The sequence below is a fragment of the Bacillus sp. FSL W8-0645 genome (assembly GCF_038007905.1).
Lineage (GTDB): Bacteria > Bacillota > Bacilli > Bacillales > Bacillaceae > Bacillus > Bacillus pumilus.
Map to the genome: position 1 here is coordinate 3,714,229 of NZ_JBBOYC010000001.1, position 21,000 is coordinate 3,735,228.

Consider the following 21,000-nt stretch of genomic DNA (forward strand, 5'->3'; position numbering starts at 1 on the left):
CAGAAATCTTAATCCAAAACCTTTCATATATATATCTTACTAATTCCTTCCCAGTGCGTAAAGAAGCGCTTAACTGAAAACAATTTAATAAAAATATTTACTAATTTTTTTAAAGACTCTATACTAGAAGGAGATATTTTCTATAGGAGGTGCTGATTTGGCAGCTAAAATAAAGGACATTGCTGAAAAAGCTGGATTATCCATTGCGACTGTATCTCGCGTACTGAACCAAGATCCCAACCTATCTGTCACGGATCAAACACGTGAGAAAGTATACGCCGCCGCTGAAGCTTTGTCCTATCAAAAGAAAACTTTCAAACATTCATTAAAAAAAATCGCCTTTCTCTATTGGATGACCGAAAAGGAAGAGCTTGAAGATATTTATTTTAAATCTATTCGTCTGGGCATTGAGGAACTTACGAATACTCGGAGTTTGAATGTCACCGCTTACAATCCTTCTGATGGGCTTCACTCCATTGATCCTTCTACAGAAGGGATCATCGCCATCGGCCGATTTAAAACGTCAGAGCTTGACCAATTATATGCGATCACCCAGCATATCGTTTTTATTGATACGTCACCAGATGAAGACCGTTTTGATTCAGTAAAGCCAAACCTGAAACGAATTGTTGAAAGGATCATCGATTCTTTTATTGAAAAAGAACACACATCCATTGGATTCGTTGGCGGCACAGACATTGATCTGAATACGAATGTGCATATTCCAGATATTCGCGAAACGACTTTCCGTGAATATATGATGGCTCGCAATGTCCTTGATGAGCAATTGGTCTATGTCGGTCACCATTTCTCAGTAGATGAAGGTTATACGCTGATGATGAAGGCGATTGATGAGCTTGGTGATGACCTGCCCACCGCTTTTTGTGTCGCTAGTGATCCTCTTGCCATCGGCTGCTTACAAGCATTAAATGAGCGAGGATTTTCTCTGCCGAATCGCGTGAGCGTCTTTAGTATCAACGATATTCATGTGTCTCAATATGTGTCACCACCGCTCACCACGTATCATATCCACACGTCTTTACTTTGTGAAACAGCAGTTGATTTACTGTTAGAAAGACTTGTGGACGGCAGAACATTACCGAAAACTGTGCTGATTGCCTCAGAACCTGTCTTTCGAAAAAGTACGATATAAACAACCGGAAGCCCCGTCCAATGTGGAGGGCTTCTTTTCTCTCTACATCAGTAAAAAATTTTACTTAATAAATTTAATAAAATATGTTTACTTTTTTTACTCAAGTTGATATTCTCACATTAAGAAAGCGTTTTCTTATCATCTGTGAAAAAAGAACGAGAGGGGATTACGAATGAAAAAGGGAAAATGGGCGACATTATCAGCAGTCGTTGGAACTGCTGTGCTGCTGCTTTCAGCATGCGGACCAGGGGATGACAATTCAAGCGGCACACAGCCCGCATCTACAGGTACAAAGACCTTGCTAGTGTGGGAGGATGTCAAAAAAACTGAGGGGATTCAAGATGCTGTAAAAGAATTCGAAAAACAACATGATGTGAAAATCAAAGTGGTCGAAAAAGCTTATGCCGACCAAATCGAAGCTCTCCGTCTAGATGGAGCAGCTGGGACAGGTCCAGACGTCATCACGATGCCTCACAATCAAATTGGATCAGCTGTCACTGAGGGGCTATTACAAGAAATCAAGCCAGATCAAAAAGTGATCGACTCCTTCACAGACGAATCGATTCAATCACAAACGGTAGATGGCAAGCTGTATGGTCTGCCAAAATCCGTTGAAACCACTGTCCTTTTTTATAACAAAGATCTTGTCAAAAAGGCACCAACGACACTTGATGGCTGGTATGATCTTTCGAAAAAGCTGACAAAAGACGGAAAGTACGGTTTTGTTGCGAAATGGGATGAAATTTACTATGCGCAAAGTGTTTTAGGCGGATCTGGGGGCTATATTTTCAAGCAGAAAAGCGATAGCTCTTATGATGTTAATGACATTGGTTTGAACAACGATGGCGCCATCCAAGGCGGAGAATACATTCAAAAATTCTTTAGCGAAGGTCTTTTCCCGAAAGGCATCATTGGTGAACAAGGAATCAATGTCCTCAACTCCTTATTTACAGAGAAAAAAGCAGCAGCTGTCATTTCTGGTCCTTGGTCATTTGGTCCATATAAAGAGGCGGGTATTGACTATGGTGTGGCCGAGCTGCCAACACTCCCTAACGGAAAACATATGAGCTCATTCTTAGGTGTAAAAGGCTACAACGTCTCCTCTTATTCTAAAAATAAAGAACTTGCTGAGAAATTTGTTGAATTTATCACGAACGAAAAAAATTCAAAGAAGCGCTTTGAATTAACAGAGGAAATTCCACCAGTGAAAAAACTGATGAAAGATCCAATCATTACGGAAAACGCAAATGCGGATGCTGTTTCTAAACAAACGAAATACGCCACACTGACACCGAACAATCCTGAAATGGAAGAGGTGTGGAAGCCGATTGATAGTGCATTAGGACTGATTGCAACTGGTCGTACAGATGTGAAAAAGGCACTTGATGATGCGGTCAATCAAATCGACTCTCAAATTAAAGCAAATCACTCCAAATAACCATCAAATGCGGGTAGTCTATCAAACTGCCTGTAGTTGATCTAATTTTATATGAAGTAGGTGTTAGACGTGACGGGTAACCTTGAACTAGACCGCACACACACAGTGGAATCAAAGACACACCGGAGACGGGCGCTAATGTTCTCCTTTATACCCGGGATGGGGCAGATATACAACAAACAGTACGGCAAAGGGGCACTTTTTTTCCTGTTCGGCGTCTCTTTTTTGATTGTATTTTATGATTTATTCAATATTGGCTTCTGGGGACTGTTCACACTTGGGACGATGCTGCCTCGTGACAACTCTGTTTTTCTTTTAGCAAAGGGGATTATTGCGCTGTTAACAGCTGGTTTTGGTATCGGCTTTTATGTACTCATGATGCGTGATGCTTTTATGAATGGAAAGAAACGGGATCAAGGGGTTCCACTTCATTCCATCCGTGCTCAATATCATCAGCTCATCGATCAAGGCTTCCCTTACTTAATGAGCACTCCTGCTTTCTTTTTACTTCTATTTTCTGTTGTCTTTCCTATTATGTTCAGCTTTGCGCTTGCCTTTACGAACTATGATTTATATCACTCGCCTCCTGCCAATCTGATCGACTGGGTAGGAATCAAGAACTTTCAAAATATCTTTTCCATTGATATTTGGAGAGACACCTTCATTGATGTACTTGGCTGGACCGTCGTATGGACTTTGGCTGCGTCGACCCTTCAATGTGCCCTCGGCATCTTTTTAGCGGTTCTGCTCAATCAGAAGGATTTAAAGGGAAAACGGTTTTTTAGAACCATTTTGATTCTCCCTTGGGCTGTTCCGGGCTTTGTGACCATTTTGGTGTTTGCTGGACTGTTCAATGATACATTTGGGGCCATTAACAATACACTTTTTGCATCGATAGGGATTGATCCAAAACCATGGCTAACAGATCCATTTTGGAGCAAAATTGCCCTCATTGCGATGCAGACTTGGCTTGGATTTCCTTTCGTTTTCATTATGACAACAGGCGTTTTGCAGGCGATTCCCGAGGATTTATATGAGGCTGCGACCATTGATGGAGCCAATTTTTTTCAGAAATTCCGGTCCATCACGTTACCGCTTGTTCTCTATTCCATTGCACCCATCCTCATCACACAATATACGTTTAACTTTAACAACTTTAATATTATCTACTTATTTAATGGCGGGGGACCGCCTGTTGCGGGGTCAACCGCTGGGGGAACGGACATCTTGGTGTCTTGGATTTATAAACTCACGATGCAGTCCTCTCAATATGCACTCGCTGCGGCTGTCACGATTTTACTTTCAATCTTTGTCATCGCCATTGCACTCTGGCAGTTTAAGAGAACGAATTCATTCAAAGAGGAGGACATGATGTGATATGGGATCAAAACAAAACAAGCTCATTCGCCTGAGCATTACTTATTTTATCCTTTTCATTGCCTCCATTTGTATTCTATATCCACTGCTTTGGACGATCGGTGCTTCCTTTAATCCTGGAAACAGCCTCATGAGTACAAGTATGTTTCCGAAAAATCCAACGTTCAGTCACTTTACCGAGCTCTTCTTCGGCCCGGGAGCACTTTATGCAAAATGGTATTGGAACTCCATGAAGATCAGTATTGCCACAATGTTGTTAACGCTGATTCTTGTTAGTTTTACAGGCTATGCCTTTTCTAGATTCCGTTTCAAAGGACGGAAAAATGGGCTGATGCTCTTTTTACTGCTGCAAATGATTCCTCAATTTTCAGCGCTGATTGCGATTTTCGTTTTGGCTCAAATGCTTGGACTGATTAACAGCCATCTTGCACTGATTTTGATTTATGCAGGCGGACAAATTCCGATGAATACGTATTTAATGAAAGGCTATCTTGATGCGATTCCGAAGGATCTTGATGAATCAGCCAGAATGGACGGCGCAGGGCATTTCCGAATTTTCATTCAAATTATTATGCCGCTTGCTAAGCCCATTTTGGCGGTTGTCGCCATCAACTCATTTACAGGACCACTGGGTGATTTCATCATCTCCAGTGTCATTGTCCGCTCACCCGAAATGTATACACTCCCGATCGGTCTGTACAATCTTGTGTCAGACAAAATGGGGGCCAGCTACACGACCTTTGCAGCCGGGGCTTTACTCATTGCGATTCCAGTCGCTTTATTGTTTCTTGTGTTACAAAAACAATTTGTGTCCGGCCTCACACAAGGCGGGACAAAAGGATAAGGGGAGATTTGATGAAGAAATGGATGCTCGTCACGGTTGTCGTTTTCTTTTTGATGGGATTAGGGATTTTACCTGAAGCAAAAGCGGATGCGATTTCAGTTCAGCCGATCAATGGACTGCAAGGTGATTTCATTAAAGGAGCCGATATCTCCATGCTTGCGGAAGTGGAGAGAAGCGGCGGCAGATACTTCGACCAAAATGGAAAACAGGTGGACCCGCTCAAGCTATTAAAGGAAAAAGGCGTCAACTATGTGCGCATTAGACTGTGGAACCACCCATACGACAACCAAGGCCGTGCCTATAATGGCGGGACAAACGATCTCAATACAGCCATCGCTTTATCGAAACGCGCAAAAGCACAAAATATGAAAGTGCTGCTTGATTTTCACTACAGTGATTTCTGGACCGATCCTGGTAAACAGTTCAAACCGAAAGCTTGGGCATCTCTTTCACAAAACGATTTAGTAAAAGCGGTTGGCACTTACACAGGGGATGTACTCAAAGCGATGAGAGCACAAAATGCTTTGCCGAACATGGTACAGGTCGGAAACGAATTGAACTCAGGCATGCTGTGGCCGAACGGCAAAAGCTGGGGTGAAGGCGGCGGTGAATTTGACCGGCTTGCCGCTTTGCTAAAGGCTGGCACAAATGCTGTCCGCTCTGTCGATTCAAATATCAACATCATGCTTCACCTTGCCCATGGCGGGGACAATGGTGCATCCCGCTGGTGGTTTGATGAAATCACCAAAAGAGGCGTCTCATTCGATACGATCGGTCTATCTTATTATCCGTATTGGGATGGCGGATTTAGCGGTCTTACTAACAATATGAATGACATTAGCGCTCGCTATCACAAAGACGTCATCGTGGTAGAAACCGCCTACGGTTTTACAACAGCAAATGGCGACAACCTAGAAAACTCATTTAACCAAGATTCAGTCAATACTGCCGGCTACCCAGCTTCACCTCAAGGCCAGGCTTCTTTTATACGAGATCTATCAGAAAAAATTTCACAAGTGAAAAACAATCGCGGGAAAGGTTTCTTTTATTGGGAGCCGCTTTGGATCCCAGCGAAAGGCGCACCGTGGTCAAGTCAATATGGGCTGGCTTATATCCAAACAACCGGTACGGTCGGAAATGCTTGGGAAAATCAAGCAATGTTTGATTTCAACGGAAAAGCACTGCCTTCTCTAGACGTATTTAAACAAATGACACCGTAATTAAAAGGATAGGACGTGACAAAATGGGAAAGCGTTACCCACTCGTTCACCCCAATGTGAAAGGCTTTTTGCATGGTGGCGATTATAATCCAGATCAATGGCTTCATATGCCGGAGATCATTGACGAAGATTTTCGATTAATGAAGCTTGCACACTGTCAAACATTCTCCATCAACATTTTCGCATGGAGTAAGCTAGAACCAAAAGAAGGTCAGTATGATTTTACATGGCTGGATGACATCATGGACCGTTTGGCAGCGCAGGGGGCACACGCCATTCTTGCAACGCCAAGCGGGGCAAGGCCTGCATGGCTCTCGCAAACATATCCTGAGGTATTACGCGTCGAAGCGAACCGTCAGCGTAATTTACATGGACTGCGCCATAATCATTGCTTCACCTCACCAGTTTATCGAGAAAAAACGAATACACTCAATCGTTTGCTCGCTGAACGCTACAAGGATCACCCAGCACTGATCATGTGGCACATTTCGAATGAGTACGGCGGCGAATGTCATTGTGATCTCTGCCAGGAAGCATTTCGGAACTATTTGAAAGACAAATACAATCATGACCTTGAGGCTTTGAATCAAGCATGGTGGACGGGGTTTTGGAGCCACACGTATAGTGATTGGTCACAAATCGAGTCACCTGCACCGCACGGGGAGCACATGATTCACGGGATGAACCTAGATTGGAAACGCTTTGTCACAGCGCAAACGATCAATTTTTATCAAAATGAAATTGAACCGCTGCGAGAATTGACACCTCATATTCCAGTGACCACCAACTTTATGGGCGACTACCCGCATATGCGTCCATTCCTTGGGCTGGATTATCATCAATTTGCAAAAGAGGTCGACGTAATTTCATGGGATAGCTATCCAGCATGGCATAGCGGCAGGGAAACAACCGCTGAATTAGCGTCAAATGTTGCCTTCGTTCACGATTTGTATCGTTCGTTAAAGGACGGACAGCCGTTTCTCGTCATGGAAAGCACGCCTAGCCTCGTGAATTGGCATGATGTGAATAAAGTCAAACATCAAGGAATGGCTCATCTGTCTGCTATGCAGGCGATTGCCCACGGATCAGACTCAGTGCTTTATTTCCAGTGGAGACAGGGTCGAGGTGCCTCTGAGAAATTCCACGGCGCAGTTGTGGATCATTCAGGACATGAACATACACGTGTATTCCAAGAAGTGGCTGATCTAGGGAAACAACTAGAGCAGCTGCAGCCTATCGCGGGGACATCCGTTCAACCAGAAGTCGCCATCATATACGATTGGGAAAACCACTGGGCCATTGATGATGCACAAGGCTTAAATAATACAAACAAACGCTATGTAGAGGCTTGTCAAACTCACTATCGAAGCTTTTGGAAAAAAGGCATTCCTGTTGACATTGTAGGCATGGAAAAGGATTTCTCATCCTATCGTGTGCTCGTTGGTCCAATGCTCTACATGATCAAACCAGGCGTAGCAGAAAAGATCGAAGCATTTGTCAAAGAGGGCGGCATTTTTGTGGCAACATACTGGAGCGGCATGGTCGATGAAAACGACCTCTGTTTCCTCGGCGGTTTCCCCGGTCCTCTCCGCCATGTACTTGGCATTTGGGCTGAGGAAATCAACACATTGATGCCAGATGAACATGTATTAATGACCACAGGAAATGGACGCACCTACCATGTCGGGCAATATTGCGAATCCATTCATCCTGAAACGGCCTCTGTGTTAGGACATTTTGAGAACGGCTGCTACGAAGGACAGCCAGCCCTGACTGTCCATCCTTTTGGAGGTGGAAAAGCATACTATATGGCTTCCGAAAATGAGCAGATTTTTTATGATGAGTTTTACGAGGAACTCATCGCAGAAATGGATATACAGCCCGTCCTATCAGCGGTGATTCCAGAGGGAGTCAGTGTACAAAAACGAACAGATGGCACTCAGGAATATGTGTTTATGATGAATTTTACAGAAGAGCAGCAGAACATATCACTAGATTCAGCGGAAAGCTATGAAAATATGCTGACTGATGAGCAGGTGCCAGAGAAGTTCCAGCTTGACCCTTACGAGTACGTCATCTTGAAAAAATAATTTAAAAGAAGTGTTCATTCATTGGACGCTTCTTTTTTAATGATCTTAAATACCTATATAAATATATTTATTAGTAGAAATGTATTTGAAGCGTTATATTTTATCTAAATTTTTTGACATGTTTGATACCGCGCCGCGAATGGATTCACCATCCTTTTTTACCATTGTATAGGTATGAAAGCGGTTGCCTAATGCTCATATTTTTGATACTCTTTTTTTCAATGCAGCTGTGGGACTGCATTGTGATAAAAAGAGCTAACAAATGTAAACGGTTTATTGTAGGGGGAGGGTCTTATGTTAACGCTTGTTGGATTGTTGATTATTTTAACGATTGTTGTATTGCTGATTTGGGGGAAAGCAAGTCCAATTGTCGCTATGGTCATGGTGCCTTTAATAGGAGCACTGATTGCGGGATTTGGGATAAATGACATTCAAACCTTTTTTGAAGAAGGAATTATCAAAGTATTGCCGGTGGCGACCATGTTTATCTTCGCCATTTTATTTTTCGGCATTTTACAAGATACAGGGTTCTTTGAACCTGTAATTAAAGCATTAATCAAGCTGACAAAAGGAAATGTTGTCACAGTTGCAATGGGAACTGCTTTAATTGGGATCATTGCTCACTTAGATGGAGCAGGGGCTACAACCTTTTTATTAACTGTACCTGCACTGCTGCCGCTTTATAAAAAATTACATATGAGTCCTTACTTGCTGCTGTTATTAATTGGGACGAGTGCCGGATTAACCAATATGATTCCTTGGGCTGGTCCGACTGGACGGGCAGCAAGCGTCTTGAATATGGATCCATCTGAACTCTGGGTGCCGCTTATTCCTATCCAGCTCATTGGGGTCGTTCTCGTATTAGGAATGGCATTTATTTTAGGAAAAAGAGAAGAAAAACGCATTCGGGTCAAAATCGCCGCAAATGAAATCGCTGCTGTTCAATTAGAAGGGGCAGATTGGGACCAGGCTATTCAATCCATTAGCGAGACAGGTGATGCCGCTTTAAAACGTTATCACTTGATTTGGGTGAATTTCATTCTGTTTATAGCCGTTGTTGTCCTTCTTGTGCTCAACGTGATTCCGGCTAGTTATATGTTTATGATTGGTCTTTCTCTCGCACTATTAATTAACTATCCGAAAGTGGATGTACAAATGGAGAGAATCAAGGCGCATGCACCTAGTGCACTCATGATGGCCGCTGTTATTTTCTCCGCAGGTTCGTTTCTAGGAATTCTCGAAGGAACGGGAATGCTAAAAGCTATTGCTGTGGACAGCATTCAGATTCTACCTGCTTTCCTGCTTCCATTTTTACATATCATTGTCGGGATGTTTGGGGTACCACTGGATATGCTGACAAGTACAGACGCTTATTATTATGCACTTCTGCCAATTGTCGAATCAATCACATCTGAGGTTGGCGTGACAGGCACTTCCGCGGCGTATGCCATGATGATCGGAAACATCATCGGAACCTTTGTCAGTCCACTCGCTCCAGCCGTTTGGCTTGCGATCGGTCTTGCAGGAGTCGATATGGGAAAACATATTCGCTACTCTTTCTTCTGGATGTGGGGATTCAGTATTGTTTTATTGATCGTTGCCAAACTGATAGGCATTATTTAAATAAAAAAGACATGCGCACAGCGACGCATGTCTTTTTCTTTGTATTATGAAGGATATTCATTTGTGTGAATGTCTTCTGTTTTCGGCTTTCTAATAAGAGACATCAATCCAATGATAAACAATAGAATCATTGGAGCAAATGCAAGGCCAACTGTTCCAATCAAAAGAGTCACAGCAGAAACCAAGAAAAGAATACCTGAAATCACGGCACGGCGGTCTGTTTTCAAAAGAACCACACCGACAATCGATAGCACAGCCGCAATTGCGGAAACAACCATGTACTGAGTACCAAATGCATGAACCGAAGCCTGAAGCGTTTCAATTGGCAATGGTTCTCCTTCCTCTTGTAACACTTCATTGATTTGATCATAAACTTGTGGACCTATGGAGAGGAATAATGCTCCAATTCCAACACCAATGACATTGAGGACAATACTAATAATCCCCATAATTTTTTCACCTTTACGTCTAATCATGTGTAAACCTCCTAAAAATTTAAATTAGCCTGTTTTTACTTCTCGCTTTTGAAAGACAATTAAAGCAATCGCCAAGAAGATAGCCCAATAGATAACTAGGACTGTTAATGAGAATCCTAGAGATATGTCTTCGATAAAAGTAGGTGTGTCTGCAAAATATTGTGCAGGATCATTGGCAAACAATAAGTATTTCGCCCAATCAAAGAAGAACATCAAAATGCTTGTGATGGATGCTCCAACAATATACGCTAACACACTGATCGCGATAGAAATGGCCTCACTTCTAAATACCGTTGAGATGGCAAAAGAAAGTGTCCCTAATACAACAAACATAGCACAATGTGCCAAATAATAAGAGACCATATTTGCAAACTGAGATCGCTCAATGACTTCACCATTTTGATAAGCCAAATGCACATAGTCATGATTTAGTCCAAAGAATATCGCACCTAAGATAAATGATAGGATAAATAAAACCGCGATAAGAAATAGAGAATAAAGTTGAACAGTAAAGTATTTAGATAAGAGAATCTTCATTCTTGATGGTGGACGAATTAACAATAGTTTAATTGTACCATGCTTATATTCAGCCGAGACAATGGTGGCTGCAATGATAATCACAAACACACCGACCAGCTGCAGCAAATCAGCATTGATCTTCACATAAGCCCATGCATTTTTACCGAATTGATCCGCAGGAGGCAAATCATGCTTGATTCGATACTCATTAATCGCTATATCCTTTTCAAGGGATCTCTTATAAAATCCTAAATTATCCTCTTTCAGTTCTTGCTTCTTTGCTTTATTGATCGATTGCAGCTCAGTCTTCCAATCACCTGATGCTTGATCTTCGTCATTTGTTTTAAGTGCAAAGATCAGCGTGGCAATCATACCTAAAACAAGAAGTCCAACCATAATCCAAGTTCCAACACGATAACTGATCTTCATCCACTCGTTTTGAATGAGGCGAATCATACGTCTGCCTCCTTTTTACCTGTTAAGCTTAAGAACTTATCTTCTAAGGTTTGTTTTTCTATTTTGATTTCGTACAAATGAATGGACGCGCCGCTCAAATGACGAATCAATTCCGGCATTTTCTCTTCTGCCAAGGAGAAGAATAAATACTGCTCCTCTTCTCTTACAGTCGTGCCTTCCTCAAATATACCAATGAGCTTCTGCGCTTCTTCCAGCTCACCAGATGCGACCTTCATTCGATAATTGACCAATTCGTCTTGATTCGTCTCTGCACGCTGATCCTCAATCGCAATCAGCTTGCCTTTTTGGATAATCGCAAAACGATCACACATCAATTCCATTTCTGACATGAGGTGACTTGAAACAATGACAGCTAGCCCTTCTTCCTTTGCAAGCCTTCTCAAGTAATCTCGTATCATGCGAATTCCCTCTGGATCAAGTCCATTGGTCGGCTCATCTAATATCAGCAGTTTCGGTCTATGTATAAGTGCTTGCGCAATACCTAAACGCTGCTTCATTCCTAATGAAAACGTTCGAACACGCTTATGTTTCACGTGCTGTAAGCTGACCAACTCTAGCAGCTCATCAATTCGCCCTTCATCCACTTTCCCATTCATTCTGGCAAAGTGAACAAGATTTTGTCTTGCTGTTAAGTGATTATACATTTCTGGGTTTTCAATAATGGCACCAACATCTTGGATAGCATGCTGATATGAGGATTGAATACTATGACCATTAATCAGAATGTCGCCAGATGTAATAGGAGAAAGACCGACCATCATACGAATGGTTGTTGTTTTCCCTGCGCCATTTGGTCCTAAGAAGCCAAAGACTTCGCCCGCTTGGACAGAAAAGCTCAAGTCTTGAACGATCTTTTTCCCGTGAATATGCCTAGATACATTATGCAGTTCTAAAACGTTCGTCACGTTACCTCTCCTTCTTTGTCTAAGTATCATCTATCATCTATTTCCTGATAAACACCATGATCCGTTAAAAATAGAAGAACACTTCCATATGGTACAGCAATGCCCAAAAGTTGTGAAGGGGATGAGCCAAAATTTAGCGAATCATCTGCCTTTTTTAAGGTAGGGTTAAGAAAACAACAATTTTTTATGTGAAAAGAGGCTTGATTTTTTAAAAATGAACCTTTTTTCAACAGGTATATATGTATGGAATTTTGTTTAAGATTATTCCTTTCACCTATAAATAAAGAAATGAAAAAGAGGCCTCTTACTGACAGCCTCCTTTCATTATTATACCTTTTTCACAAACTCTGATTTTAACTTCATTGCACCAAAGCTAGGAATTTTACAATCAATGTTATGATCGCCTTCCACTAAACGAATGCCTTTGACCTTCGTCCCTATTTTTAAGACGGAAGAAGAACCTTTTACTTTTAAATCTTTAATGACAGAGACCGTATCCCCATCACTTAATAGATTTCCATTCGCATCTTTGACAACAAGCTGCTCCTCTGCGGCTTGTTCTTGTTCAAGTGACCATTCATGCGCACATTCAGGACAAATGAGCAGACTGCCATCCTCATAAGTATACGTTGAACTGCATGAAGGACAATTTGGTAGATTAGACATTTGTGTTTCCTCCAACTTTCTATTTCATTTCATACAATTTTACCACATTTCTATAGAAAGAATGTGATAGAAAAGGAAACATTTTTCATCGTTTACTTATTTCTTCCAATTGATATAGCAGCCGCAATATTTCGAGCGGTTCTCTCTACATGAATAGCCCCATCTCTCATTGCCTCAGAAAGAGAAGTTACACCTGGAACGATACTAAAAAGTGCATCAATGCCATGCTCATGTACGACAGCACTGTCTTTTGAGAGGGAGCCCGCGATAGCAATCACAGGCAGATGATACTGCTTTGCTGCTTTGGCTACACCGATTGGGGTTTTTCCATAAATGGTCTGCTGGTCAATTCGGCCTTCCCCAGTAATGACTAGGTCTGCCTCCTTGATGACATCATCAAACTGAACAGCTTTCAGCACAATATCAATTCCTCGCTGCAAATCGGCGTGTAAAAAGCCTAATAAACTCGCACCAAGTCCTCCTGCCGCTCCTGCCCCCGCTGCACCTTCAAAGGAAACATTGAACTGCTTTTCTGCTATGTGAGCAAAATGAGCTAAATTCTTGTCTAACACTTGAACCATTTCTTCATTTGCACCTTTTTGAGGACCAAATATAGCAGACGCTCCTCTCTCACCCGTTAAAGGATTATCCACATCACAGGCTGCCTCCAGCCGAACGGATTGCAGTCTTGGGTCAAGTCCAGATAGATCAATAGAAGCTAATTGATGAAGGGTTCCACCGCCTGGCGACAGCTCCTGTCCTGCTTGATCAAGAAAAGCCGCACCTAATCCTTGCATCATCCCAACCCCACCATCATTTGTTGCACTTCCGCCAAGCCCAATGATGACATGCTTCGCTCCTTGATCCAGTGCCGCAAGCATTAATTCCCCGGTTCCTCTGGATGTCGTGAGTAACGGATTGCGTTTTTCTTGCGGAACAAGGTGTAACCCAGAGGCTGCGGCCATCTCTATAACGGCCGTCTCACCGTCTCCTAACATGCCAAAAAAGGCATCGACGGGTTCACCAAGCGGGCCTGTGACTACTTGATTGATCATGTACCCGCCCGTCGCATCAACGAGTGATTGAACAGTTCCCTCTCCTCCATCTGCCATGGGAAGTTTAATATATTCAGCGTCTGGCAAAATCGCATGAAATCCTCGTTCGATGGCACATGCTGTCTCATATGCAGATAAACTTTCTTTAAATGAATCTGGTGCAATCACAATTTTCATCCTAAAGCCCCTCGTTTCTTATCAAATGTCATCAGCCAAACAACTGGAAAACGCCGAAAATAATGGTCGATACGACGGTTAATGTCAAACCAATTAACGATTCAAAAGGCATGAGTTTCAACCGCTCTTTGATGTCCATTTGAACACTTCCTGCTGTTGCATGGAAAAAGCTCCCGTGCGGCATATGATCAAGCACAGTTGCACCAGCATGAATCATGGCTGCTCCTGAAAGAGCCGATACACCAAGCCCAATGAGTGTACCGCTAAATACACCACTCGCTACCGCTGTTCCTGCTGTTGTCGAAGCAGTGGCGGCTGACATAAATATCCCTGAAGCTGGTGCAAGTAAATACGGAGGTAATCCCGAAGCATCGAGCGCTTGGATAAACACATCTTTTAAGGAAGAATTCGATACAATTCCTGCTAGTGTGCCTGTCCCTAATAACATAATTGCTACACCCGACATTTTATGAAGCCCCGACATCGCATAATCATTGAGAAACTTCCCTTTTTTCATGAAAAGAGCGCCTATAATGCCTCCGATCGGTAAGGCGATCATTGGGTCTATATTGATTTGAAAAAGCGGTCTTAAAGCCAACAATAAAATGGTGACAAGCGGACCCGCAAGTGCTTGAAAAAAAGCTGGCACTTCAACTTTGCTTAACGCGGTTTCCTCTTCAAGAACAGGTGTCCCTTTTTTTGCAAGCTTTTTAGCTAACACATATGTAACAGCCAATCCAAACACAGCCGGAATGACACCCGCAGCCATCATTGAAGTAAGCGGTACACCAAAAGCATCAGAAGCGGCAATGGCATTTGGATTCGGTGACATGATATTCCCTGCCTTCCCGCCTCCAATCATGGCGAGTAAAATCCCCGTTTTTGACAGCTTTGCCCGTTTCGCAATGGCAAGTGCGATAGGCGCTACCGTGATAACGGCTACATCTACAAAAACACCCACTGTTGTTAAAATCATGGTTGCCAGTGCAAGTGCTAATAACGCCCTCGCCTCTCCAAGCTTCTTCACGATCGCCTCGGCGATAGATAAAGCTGCACCCGACTCAATTAAAACGCCAGCCAGTACACCTGCCGCCATAATTCTGAGGACAGCTGGAATCATATCCTTAGCGCCTTCCATCATGACGTTGACGGTCTGAACAATATCTACACCGCCTACCAAGCCGCCTATGAAAGCACCTGCCAGCATGCCATATGCAGGTGATACTTTTTTTAGAATAAGAACAATTGCAACCACAAGTGCCGTCACGGCCCCTAGTGTACTTACTGTCACATCTCCACTCATCCTCGATCCCCCCAAAATGTCTTTCTTCAATTGTAAGCGTTTACTAACAGGGATCAGGTTGTGAATCTAGATGAACTTTTTTCATTTATTCCTTTATTCAATTGTGCATATGCACAACGCCATATAAAGCTCCATCAACTGTTTCACATGACGGGGATCTTTTCCAGTCAAAGCTTGTATTTTATCTAAACGATATCGCAATGTATTCCTGTGAATAAATAACCGATCAACAATTCTTTGTAAATCACCGCCTTCTTTAATGTAAATTCTTAATGTGTGGGCAAGCTCAGCTTCTTGTGTTAATGGCTTGTAAAAGTCAACCCAACTACTGTTTTCTTCAACAGCTCCTGCAGTAATCAATAGCCTTTCCAGCTGATAAGATTCAAAAAAATAAATACTTTCCTTCGGATCAAGAGCCTTCCCCAACCTCAAGGAATCTCTTGCGTGCTCAAAAGACAATGACAACTGGCTTATGTCGGCGGCGACAGTCCCTATCCCCACCAGCACCTGGCCTCCTACTGCTTTTTCCATTGTTCTTTGCAGCTGCCCAACCGCATGCTTTAAAAAATGATCAGAAATCGGCTGCCTTAAAAGAACCAATTCATGACGAAAGGTCATGCCAAGCAAATCATCCGCATTCTTATCGTATTGAATCGCATGAATCATTTTATGCACAGCGTCTTCTGAGGATGGAACTGGCTGAAAAACGATGGCCATTCGACGCTTATCTAAATCCATTCCCAGCCATTCCGCTCGGTTCTTTAGCTGATGATCACCAACGTCCGAATCAGAAATTAACTGATTGACAATTTCACTCTCTATTCGCTGCCGCCACTGAACTCGTTCAAGCAGAAAAGACTGCTCTAACACCAGCTCAGCTGCCATTTTCACCAGCTCGGCATGATGCCGAATATCCTCTGGCTCACCAGTAATGCCAATCACACCAACTACTTGTTCACGAAAGCAAATGGGCAAATTGATTCCTGGTCTCACTCCTTCTAAGTGCAAGGACGCCTCGTGGTCAATTTCCATACTGTTCCCGCTTGTTAGCACAAGTCGTGCACCATCATGTTTCTGACCAATCCTGTTTCGTTCACCAGAACCAATGATGACACCATCCGCATTCATCACATTGATATTTTTATCTAAAATACGCATCGTACGTTCAACCATTTCTTGTGCCAATTCAGTGGTTAAAAATTGCATAAGGCATCTCTCCTGAAGGTATTTTCATTCAATGTATCATAGTGTCATTGCACAATAAATGCAAAGTGTTTAAAACTGGGGCATTGACAAAGGTACATTGAAAAGTGTTTAATCAAATCAAGAGACCGACCGACAGTCTAGTCAAAAGAAAGGATGGCTTTATGAGAACCGTTAAACATCCTGAAGAACGTAAAAATGACATCTTAAACGCAGCCGAAGAGCTTTTTTCTACCAAAGGCTATCAGCAAACAACGATTATCGACATTCTGAAAGCTGTTGGCATTGCAAAAGGCACTTTTTATTATTACTTTTCATCCAAAGAAGAAGTGATGGATGCCATTATTGACAGGATCATCAAAGCAGATATCATCGTGGCAAAACGTATCGCGGCTGAGCCAGACCTTCCAGTCGTCGACAAACTATTTCGCATCATCATGGCGCAATCGCCTCAGCAAGGAAGCAATAAACAGGACATGATTGAACAATTTCATCAGCCTTCTAATGCGGAGATGCACCAAAAAAGCTTAATCAAAGCGATTAAAGAACTATCACCCGTTTTAGCTGATGTCATTCAGCAAGGGGTGGGAGAAGGGACATTCAAAACAAAGTACCCGCAAGAAACGGTGGAATTCCTTCTTGCTTCTGCACAGGTCATATTTGATGAGGGCCTTTTTCAATGGACAGCCGAAGAGAGTATGCAGCGCGCGCTAGCTTTTATCGATATCCTCGAATCCTCATTACATGCAGAAAAGGGGAGCTTCTCCTTTCTTCTGAAACGTTTAACTGGAGAACTTGATGAACATAATCAGTGATTGGTCACTTCAATACCAATCCTGCATACATTATAGACTGACGGTCGGTCTAAAAGGAGAGTGATACCATGTCTTTATTATCCAAAAGAGGTTCATCCCACTTTATTTACCTCGTGCTCGGACAGATTATTTCTGTTTTTGGGTCTTCCTTAATTCGGTTTGTTCTATCTTTACACGTGCTGGATATGACTCAGCGTGTTGACTTATATGCCTTACTATTCGCTTTATCCAATGTACCGCTCCTTCTTTCCCCCTTAGCAGGCGCAATCGCTGACCGGTTTAACAGAAGGAACTTAATGATTTTATTTGATGTTCTCACCGGCATCATGATTCTGGCTTTTTATTTTTGGTTATTCTCAGGCAATGATTCACTCTTTATGATCGGAGCGGTCATGGTGCTTCTTGGTGTGATGAGTACGTTCTATGCTCCCGCTGTGATGTCCAGCATTCCACAGTTAGTAAAACAGGAACAATTAGAACAAGCAAACGGGATCGTCAATGGCGTGCAGGCACTTTCAGGTGTTCTCGCTCCTATTATCGGCGGGGTTCTGTACGGACTGATTGGAAGTCAATCCATTATAGGTGCCAGTGCCATCGTGTTTTTTCTATCAGCATGCATGCTTTTACGATTAAACATATCCTTCTCACCTAGCCCGCTTACAGAAACTATGGGCAAAGTGCTCGTAAAAGATATGAAACAGGGATTTTCCTATATTGGCAGTCAGCCATTTTTAAAAAGAGCCATGTTGCTTGCTGCAATGTTAAATTTCATCCTCACGCCATTTTTTATCGTAGGTGGTCCAATCATTTTAAGGGTCACAATGAAAAGTAGTGACATCATGTATGGTGTAGGCATGGGCTTGATTGAGTTCGCTGTCATCGCAGGAGCTCTGCTAGTTGGACTTGTAGCAAAGCATTGGCGCATCCCTACTTTATATCGCTGGCTGATCGTCATCGCGATCATCTTGCTACCTGTCGCATTCTCTACATCCAACACAGCTCTTCAATTTGGCACTTATCCAGCTTATTTTCTCTTTCTAGCAGGATGTCTTCCGATTGCTATGCTTCTTACAATGATCTCAATCATTGTGATTTCACATGTTCAAAAGAAAACGCCAAATAGTCAATTAGGAAAAGTGATGGCAAATCTGACAATGGTTTCTCAATGTGCTGCCCCGCTTGGTCAAATGATGTATGGGTTCTTGTTCAATACGTTTTCAGCAAACATGTATGTGACAGTATTAATAGTCAGTACTTTCATGTTTGCCCTTGCCTACTTAACAAAAAATATGCTTCAACATGAAGGAGAATCAACCTCATGAGACTGACGTTTATAAAGAAGGACTTAACCCGCCACCGTCTCATTTCCACCGGTTTAACCATATGCATTATGATGACATCATTTCTAGCAACAAGCGCCGCTCAAATGACAGTACAACTGAATGGTTCCATTTCTAATCTGCTCCATTCAGCCAAGGCACCAGACTTTGTCCAAATGCATGACGGCAGCCTAAAGGAAAAAGATATTGAGGCATTTTCAAGCAAGCAGTCCATGGTAAAAGCACATCAAATCGTCCCAATGATTCCAATTGAACATGCAAATATCAAGTTCGGAAACGAACCCGCCAAAGCAGGTGTGATGGATCATTTATTTGTAAAACAAAATCGTTATTTTGATTTTCTTTTAAATGAACAAAATGAAAAGCTCACTGTCAGTAAAGGTGAAGTAGCTGTCCCTATCTATTTTCAGCAAAGATATCATCCCAAAATAGGAGAAACGTTACTGATTGGAAAAGGGTCTAATCAATTCTCTTTCCGCATCAAAGCATTCTTGCGAGATGCACAAATGAACCCCAGTCTTGTTAGTTCGAAAAGATTCCTTCTTCATCACAAGGATTGGGACGCAATGAATCAAGTGTTTCATAAAAAGGAATATTTAATTGAATTTTTATTGCATGATGCCGCGCAGGCAGATGCCTTTCAAGCAATCTACCAGTCATCACAGCTTCCACAACAAGGTCCTGCTGTCACATTACCTTTGCTGCGTATGCTGAACGCATTGACAGATGGAATGGTGATCGCCATTCTGCTGCTTGCTTGCATGCTGCTCATCGGTATAGCCCTTCTCTCTCTCCACCTTGCTATGACGGCTTCTATAGAAGAGGACGAACGTGAAATTGGAATATTGAAGGTGCTTGGGATTCCTTTATCAAGAATCAAGCAATTATACGTTGGAAAGTATGCCTTGCTTGCTGGTATAGGGTGTATAGCAGGATATGGGTTAACGTTTATATTTGGTGATATGTTTACAGCCAATATTCAGCGATACATGGGGAATCAGCCTTCTTTCACTTCTTGGTTCATCCCGCTTTGTGTTTCTGTTGTGATGGCAATGATCATCATTTCTTTCAGCTATACTGTCCTAAGAAAGTTTGGTCGAGTATCAGCTGCTCAAGCACTTCAAGGCAGCGTCATTTCAACGAATGATAAAAAACAAATACCCTTGCATCTCAAGAAAAACAGGTTCATATCAGTCAATATTTGGCTTGGTTTAAAAGATCTGTTATCACGAAAGAAGTTGTACACAACGATTACTTGTATTATGGTCCTTTGTACATTTTTGATGTTGCTGCCTATTCAGCTATGGTACACCTTACAATCGCCGGATTTCATCACATATCTTGGCTCTGGTCAAAGTGACCTTCGAATTGATATACGACAAGGAAATCATCTAAAGGAAAATACTAATAAAATAGAATCAATGATCCGTGAAGATCGAGATATTCAAGCATCAGCCATATATGAAACAACTTCTCTTCAGGCAAAATCAAAGGAGAATTCATTAGAAACACTCTATTTAGAAGCAGGTAATCTCTCAGCATTTCCTCTCACCTATTTACAAGGGAGACAGCCTTTAAAGAAGAAAGAAATTGCCTTATCAGTGCTCAGCTCAGATTCACTCCAGAAAAAGGTTGGAGAAAAAATTACTCTCGTAACAAACGGGCAGGAAATTCAAAAAATTGTGACTGGCATTTATCAGGATGTCACAAACGGCGGGAAAACAGCAAAAGCAATATCACAGCCATTTCCTCAAACAGCTCTTTGGAAAACCATTCAAATCCAACTAAACCAAGGAGTAGAAATTGCGGAGAAAAAGACAGTCTTTGAAAAAGAGATATCTCCTGCAAAAGTGACAGATATGAAAGAATACGTTCATCAAACAATCGGCAGCACAGCATCTTTAGTAAAAGTCGTTGCATTTTTGTCTACATTAGCTGCTTTTGGAACCGCCAGTTTGATGTTATTCATGTTTCTGCACATGTTAAAAGCAAAAGATTCAAGCCGAAACCATTTATTACGAACGATTGGATTTTCTAAAAAAGATGTAACAGTACAATATATCACAAGTTTTATCGTCGTTATTTTTTTGGGCACATTTATTGGAACGATCGCTGTCCACACGATTGGACCAGCTTTAATGAGTGTAGGTGGAGCATCCTTAGGGGCATCAAGCCTCCAGTGGCTGGCACCACAATGGGTGTCAGTTGTGTACCCAATCACACTATTGATTGTCAGCTTAGCTTTAACTGCTTCGTTATTGAAGACGTTATTTACTAGTCAAACTACACGTCATACACTTTCATAAGGAGATGTTTCAC

At 42.2% G+C, this 21,000-nt stretch carries 17 protein-coding genes; 10 read left to right on the top strand and 7 right to left on the bottom strand.

Annotated elements, in window-relative coordinates; genetic code table 11:
* Positions 1-157: 157 nt before the first annotated feature.
* From NST39_RS19245 to NST39_RS19275, 7 genes are all read left to right on the top strand, one after another.
* The gene (locus NST39_RS19245) at positions 158-1,153 is read left to right on the top strand and encodes a LacI family DNA-binding transcriptional regulator (protein ID WP_106065934.1); all 996 of its coding nucleotides are present in this window, start codon (positions 158-160) and stop codon (positions 1,151-1,153) included.
* Between the two features lie 172 nt (positions 1,154-1,325).
* Positions 1,326-2,591, top strand: coding sequence for an extracellular solute-binding protein (locus tag NST39_RS19250; protein ID WP_341029857.1), 1,266 nt, complete (start codon positions 1,326-1,328; stop codon positions 2,589-2,591).
* 138 nt (positions 2,592-2,729) lie between these two features.
* On the top strand, positions 2,730-3,968 hold the full coding sequence (locus tag NST39_RS19255; protein WP_003214698.1) for a carbohydrate ABC transporter permease: 1,239 nt from the start codon (positions 2,730-2,732) through the stop codon (positions 3,966-3,968).
* Between the two features lies 1 nt (position 3,969).
* On the top strand, positions 3,970-4,812 hold the full coding sequence (locus NST39_RS19260) for a sugar ABC transporter permease (protein ID WP_003215217.1): 843 nt from the start codon (positions 3,970-3,972) through the stop codon (positions 4,810-4,812).
* An 11-nt stretch (positions 4,813-4,823) separates the two neighbouring features.
* Positions 4,824-6,032 carry a glycoside hydrolase family 53 protein gene (locus NST39_RS19265; RefSeq protein WP_113767928.1) on the top strand — a complete coding sequence of 403 codons (1,209 nt, stop codon included), beginning with the start codon at positions 4,824-4,826 and terminating at the stop codon, positions 6,030-6,032.
* Positions 6,033-6,055: 23 nt separating this feature from the next.
* Positions 6,056-8,122 carry a beta-galactosidase gene (locus NST39_RS19270; protein ID WP_341029859.1) on the top strand — a complete coding sequence of 689 codons (2,067 nt, stop codon included), beginning with the start codon at positions 6,056-6,058 and terminating at the stop codon, positions 8,120-8,122.
* Between the two features lie 294 nt (positions 8,123-8,416).
* Entirely contained in the window at positions 8,417-9,745 is a 1,329-nt protein-coding gene (locus tag NST39_RS19275) for a CitMHS family transporter (protein ID WP_341029861.1), read from the top strand.
* Between the two features lie 44 nt (positions 9,746-9,789).
* Here NST39_RS19275 and NST39_RS19280 read toward each other — a convergent pair whose 3' ends face one another.
* The 7 genes from NST39_RS19280 to NST39_RS19310 all read right to left on the bottom strand — a co-directional run bounded on the left by NST39_RS19280 (position 9,790) and on the right by NST39_RS19310 (position 16,529).
* Positions 9,790-10,221: a DUF4064 domain-containing protein gene (locus tag NST39_RS19280; RefSeq protein WP_341029863.1), complete on the bottom strand. Its 432-nt coding sequence runs from the start codon at positions 10,219-10,221 to the stop codon at positions 9,790-9,792.
* 24 nt (positions 10,222-10,245) lie between these two features.
* Complete coding sequence (locus NST39_RS19285; protein WP_341029865.1) at positions 10,246-11,196, bottom strand: ABC transporter permease; 951 nt, start codon at positions 11,194-11,196, stop codon at positions 10,246-10,248.
* A complete protein-coding gene (locus tag NST39_RS19290; protein ID WP_080772921.1) occupies positions 11,193-12,122 on the bottom strand; it encodes an ABC transporter ATP-binding protein in 930 nt (309 codons plus the stop codon). The genes NST39_RS19285 and NST39_RS19290 overlap by 4 nt, the downstream gene beginning before the upstream one ends.
* Before the next feature lie 327 nt (positions 12,123-12,449).
* Entirely contained in the window at positions 12,450-12,788 is a 339-nt protein-coding gene (locus NST39_RS19295) for a zinc ribbon domain-containing protein YjdM (RefSeq protein ID WP_106065925.1), read from the bottom strand.
* A 92-nt stretch (positions 12,789-12,880) separates the two neighbouring features.
* The gene (locus NST39_RS19300) at positions 12,881-14,020 is read right to left on the bottom strand and encodes a glycerate kinase (RefSeq protein WP_111912982.1); all 1,140 of its coding nucleotides are present in this window, start codon (positions 14,018-14,020) and stop codon (positions 12,881-12,883) included.
* 31 nt (positions 14,021-14,051) lie between these two features.
* A complete protein-coding gene (locus NST39_RS19305; RefSeq protein WP_341029867.1) occupies positions 14,052-15,323 on the bottom strand; it encodes a GntP family permease in 1,272 nt (423 codons plus the stop codon).
* A 93-nt stretch (positions 15,324-15,416) separates the two neighbouring features.
* The gene (locus NST39_RS19310; protein ID WP_341029869.1) at positions 15,417-16,529 is read right to left on the bottom strand and encodes a CdaR family transcriptional regulator; all 1,113 of its coding nucleotides are present in this window, start codon (positions 16,527-16,529) and stop codon (positions 15,417-15,419) included.
* 161 nt (positions 16,530-16,690) lie between these two features.
* Between NST39_RS19310 and NST39_RS19315 the strand changes: the two genes are divergently transcribed.
* From NST39_RS19315 to NST39_RS19325, 3 genes are all read left to right on the top strand, one after another.
* On the top strand, positions 16,691-17,341 hold the full coding sequence (locus NST39_RS19315; RefSeq protein WP_044139120.1) for a TetR/AcrR family transcriptional regulator: 651 nt from the start codon (positions 16,691-16,693) through the stop codon (positions 17,339-17,341).
* Positions 17,342-17,409: 68 nt separating this feature from the next.
* On the top strand, positions 17,410-18,663 hold the full coding sequence (locus NST39_RS19320) for an MFS transporter (protein WP_341029871.1): 1,254 nt from the start codon (positions 17,410-17,412) through the stop codon (positions 18,661-18,663).
* The gene (locus tag NST39_RS19325; RefSeq protein WP_341029872.1) at positions 18,660-20,987 is read left to right on the top strand and encodes an FtsX-like permease family protein; all 2,328 of its coding nucleotides are present in this window, start codon (positions 18,660-18,662) and stop codon (positions 20,985-20,987) included. Before NST39_RS19320 ends, NST39_RS19325 begins: the two co-directional genes overlap by 4 nt.
* Positions 20,988-21,000: the final 13 nt, after the last annotated feature.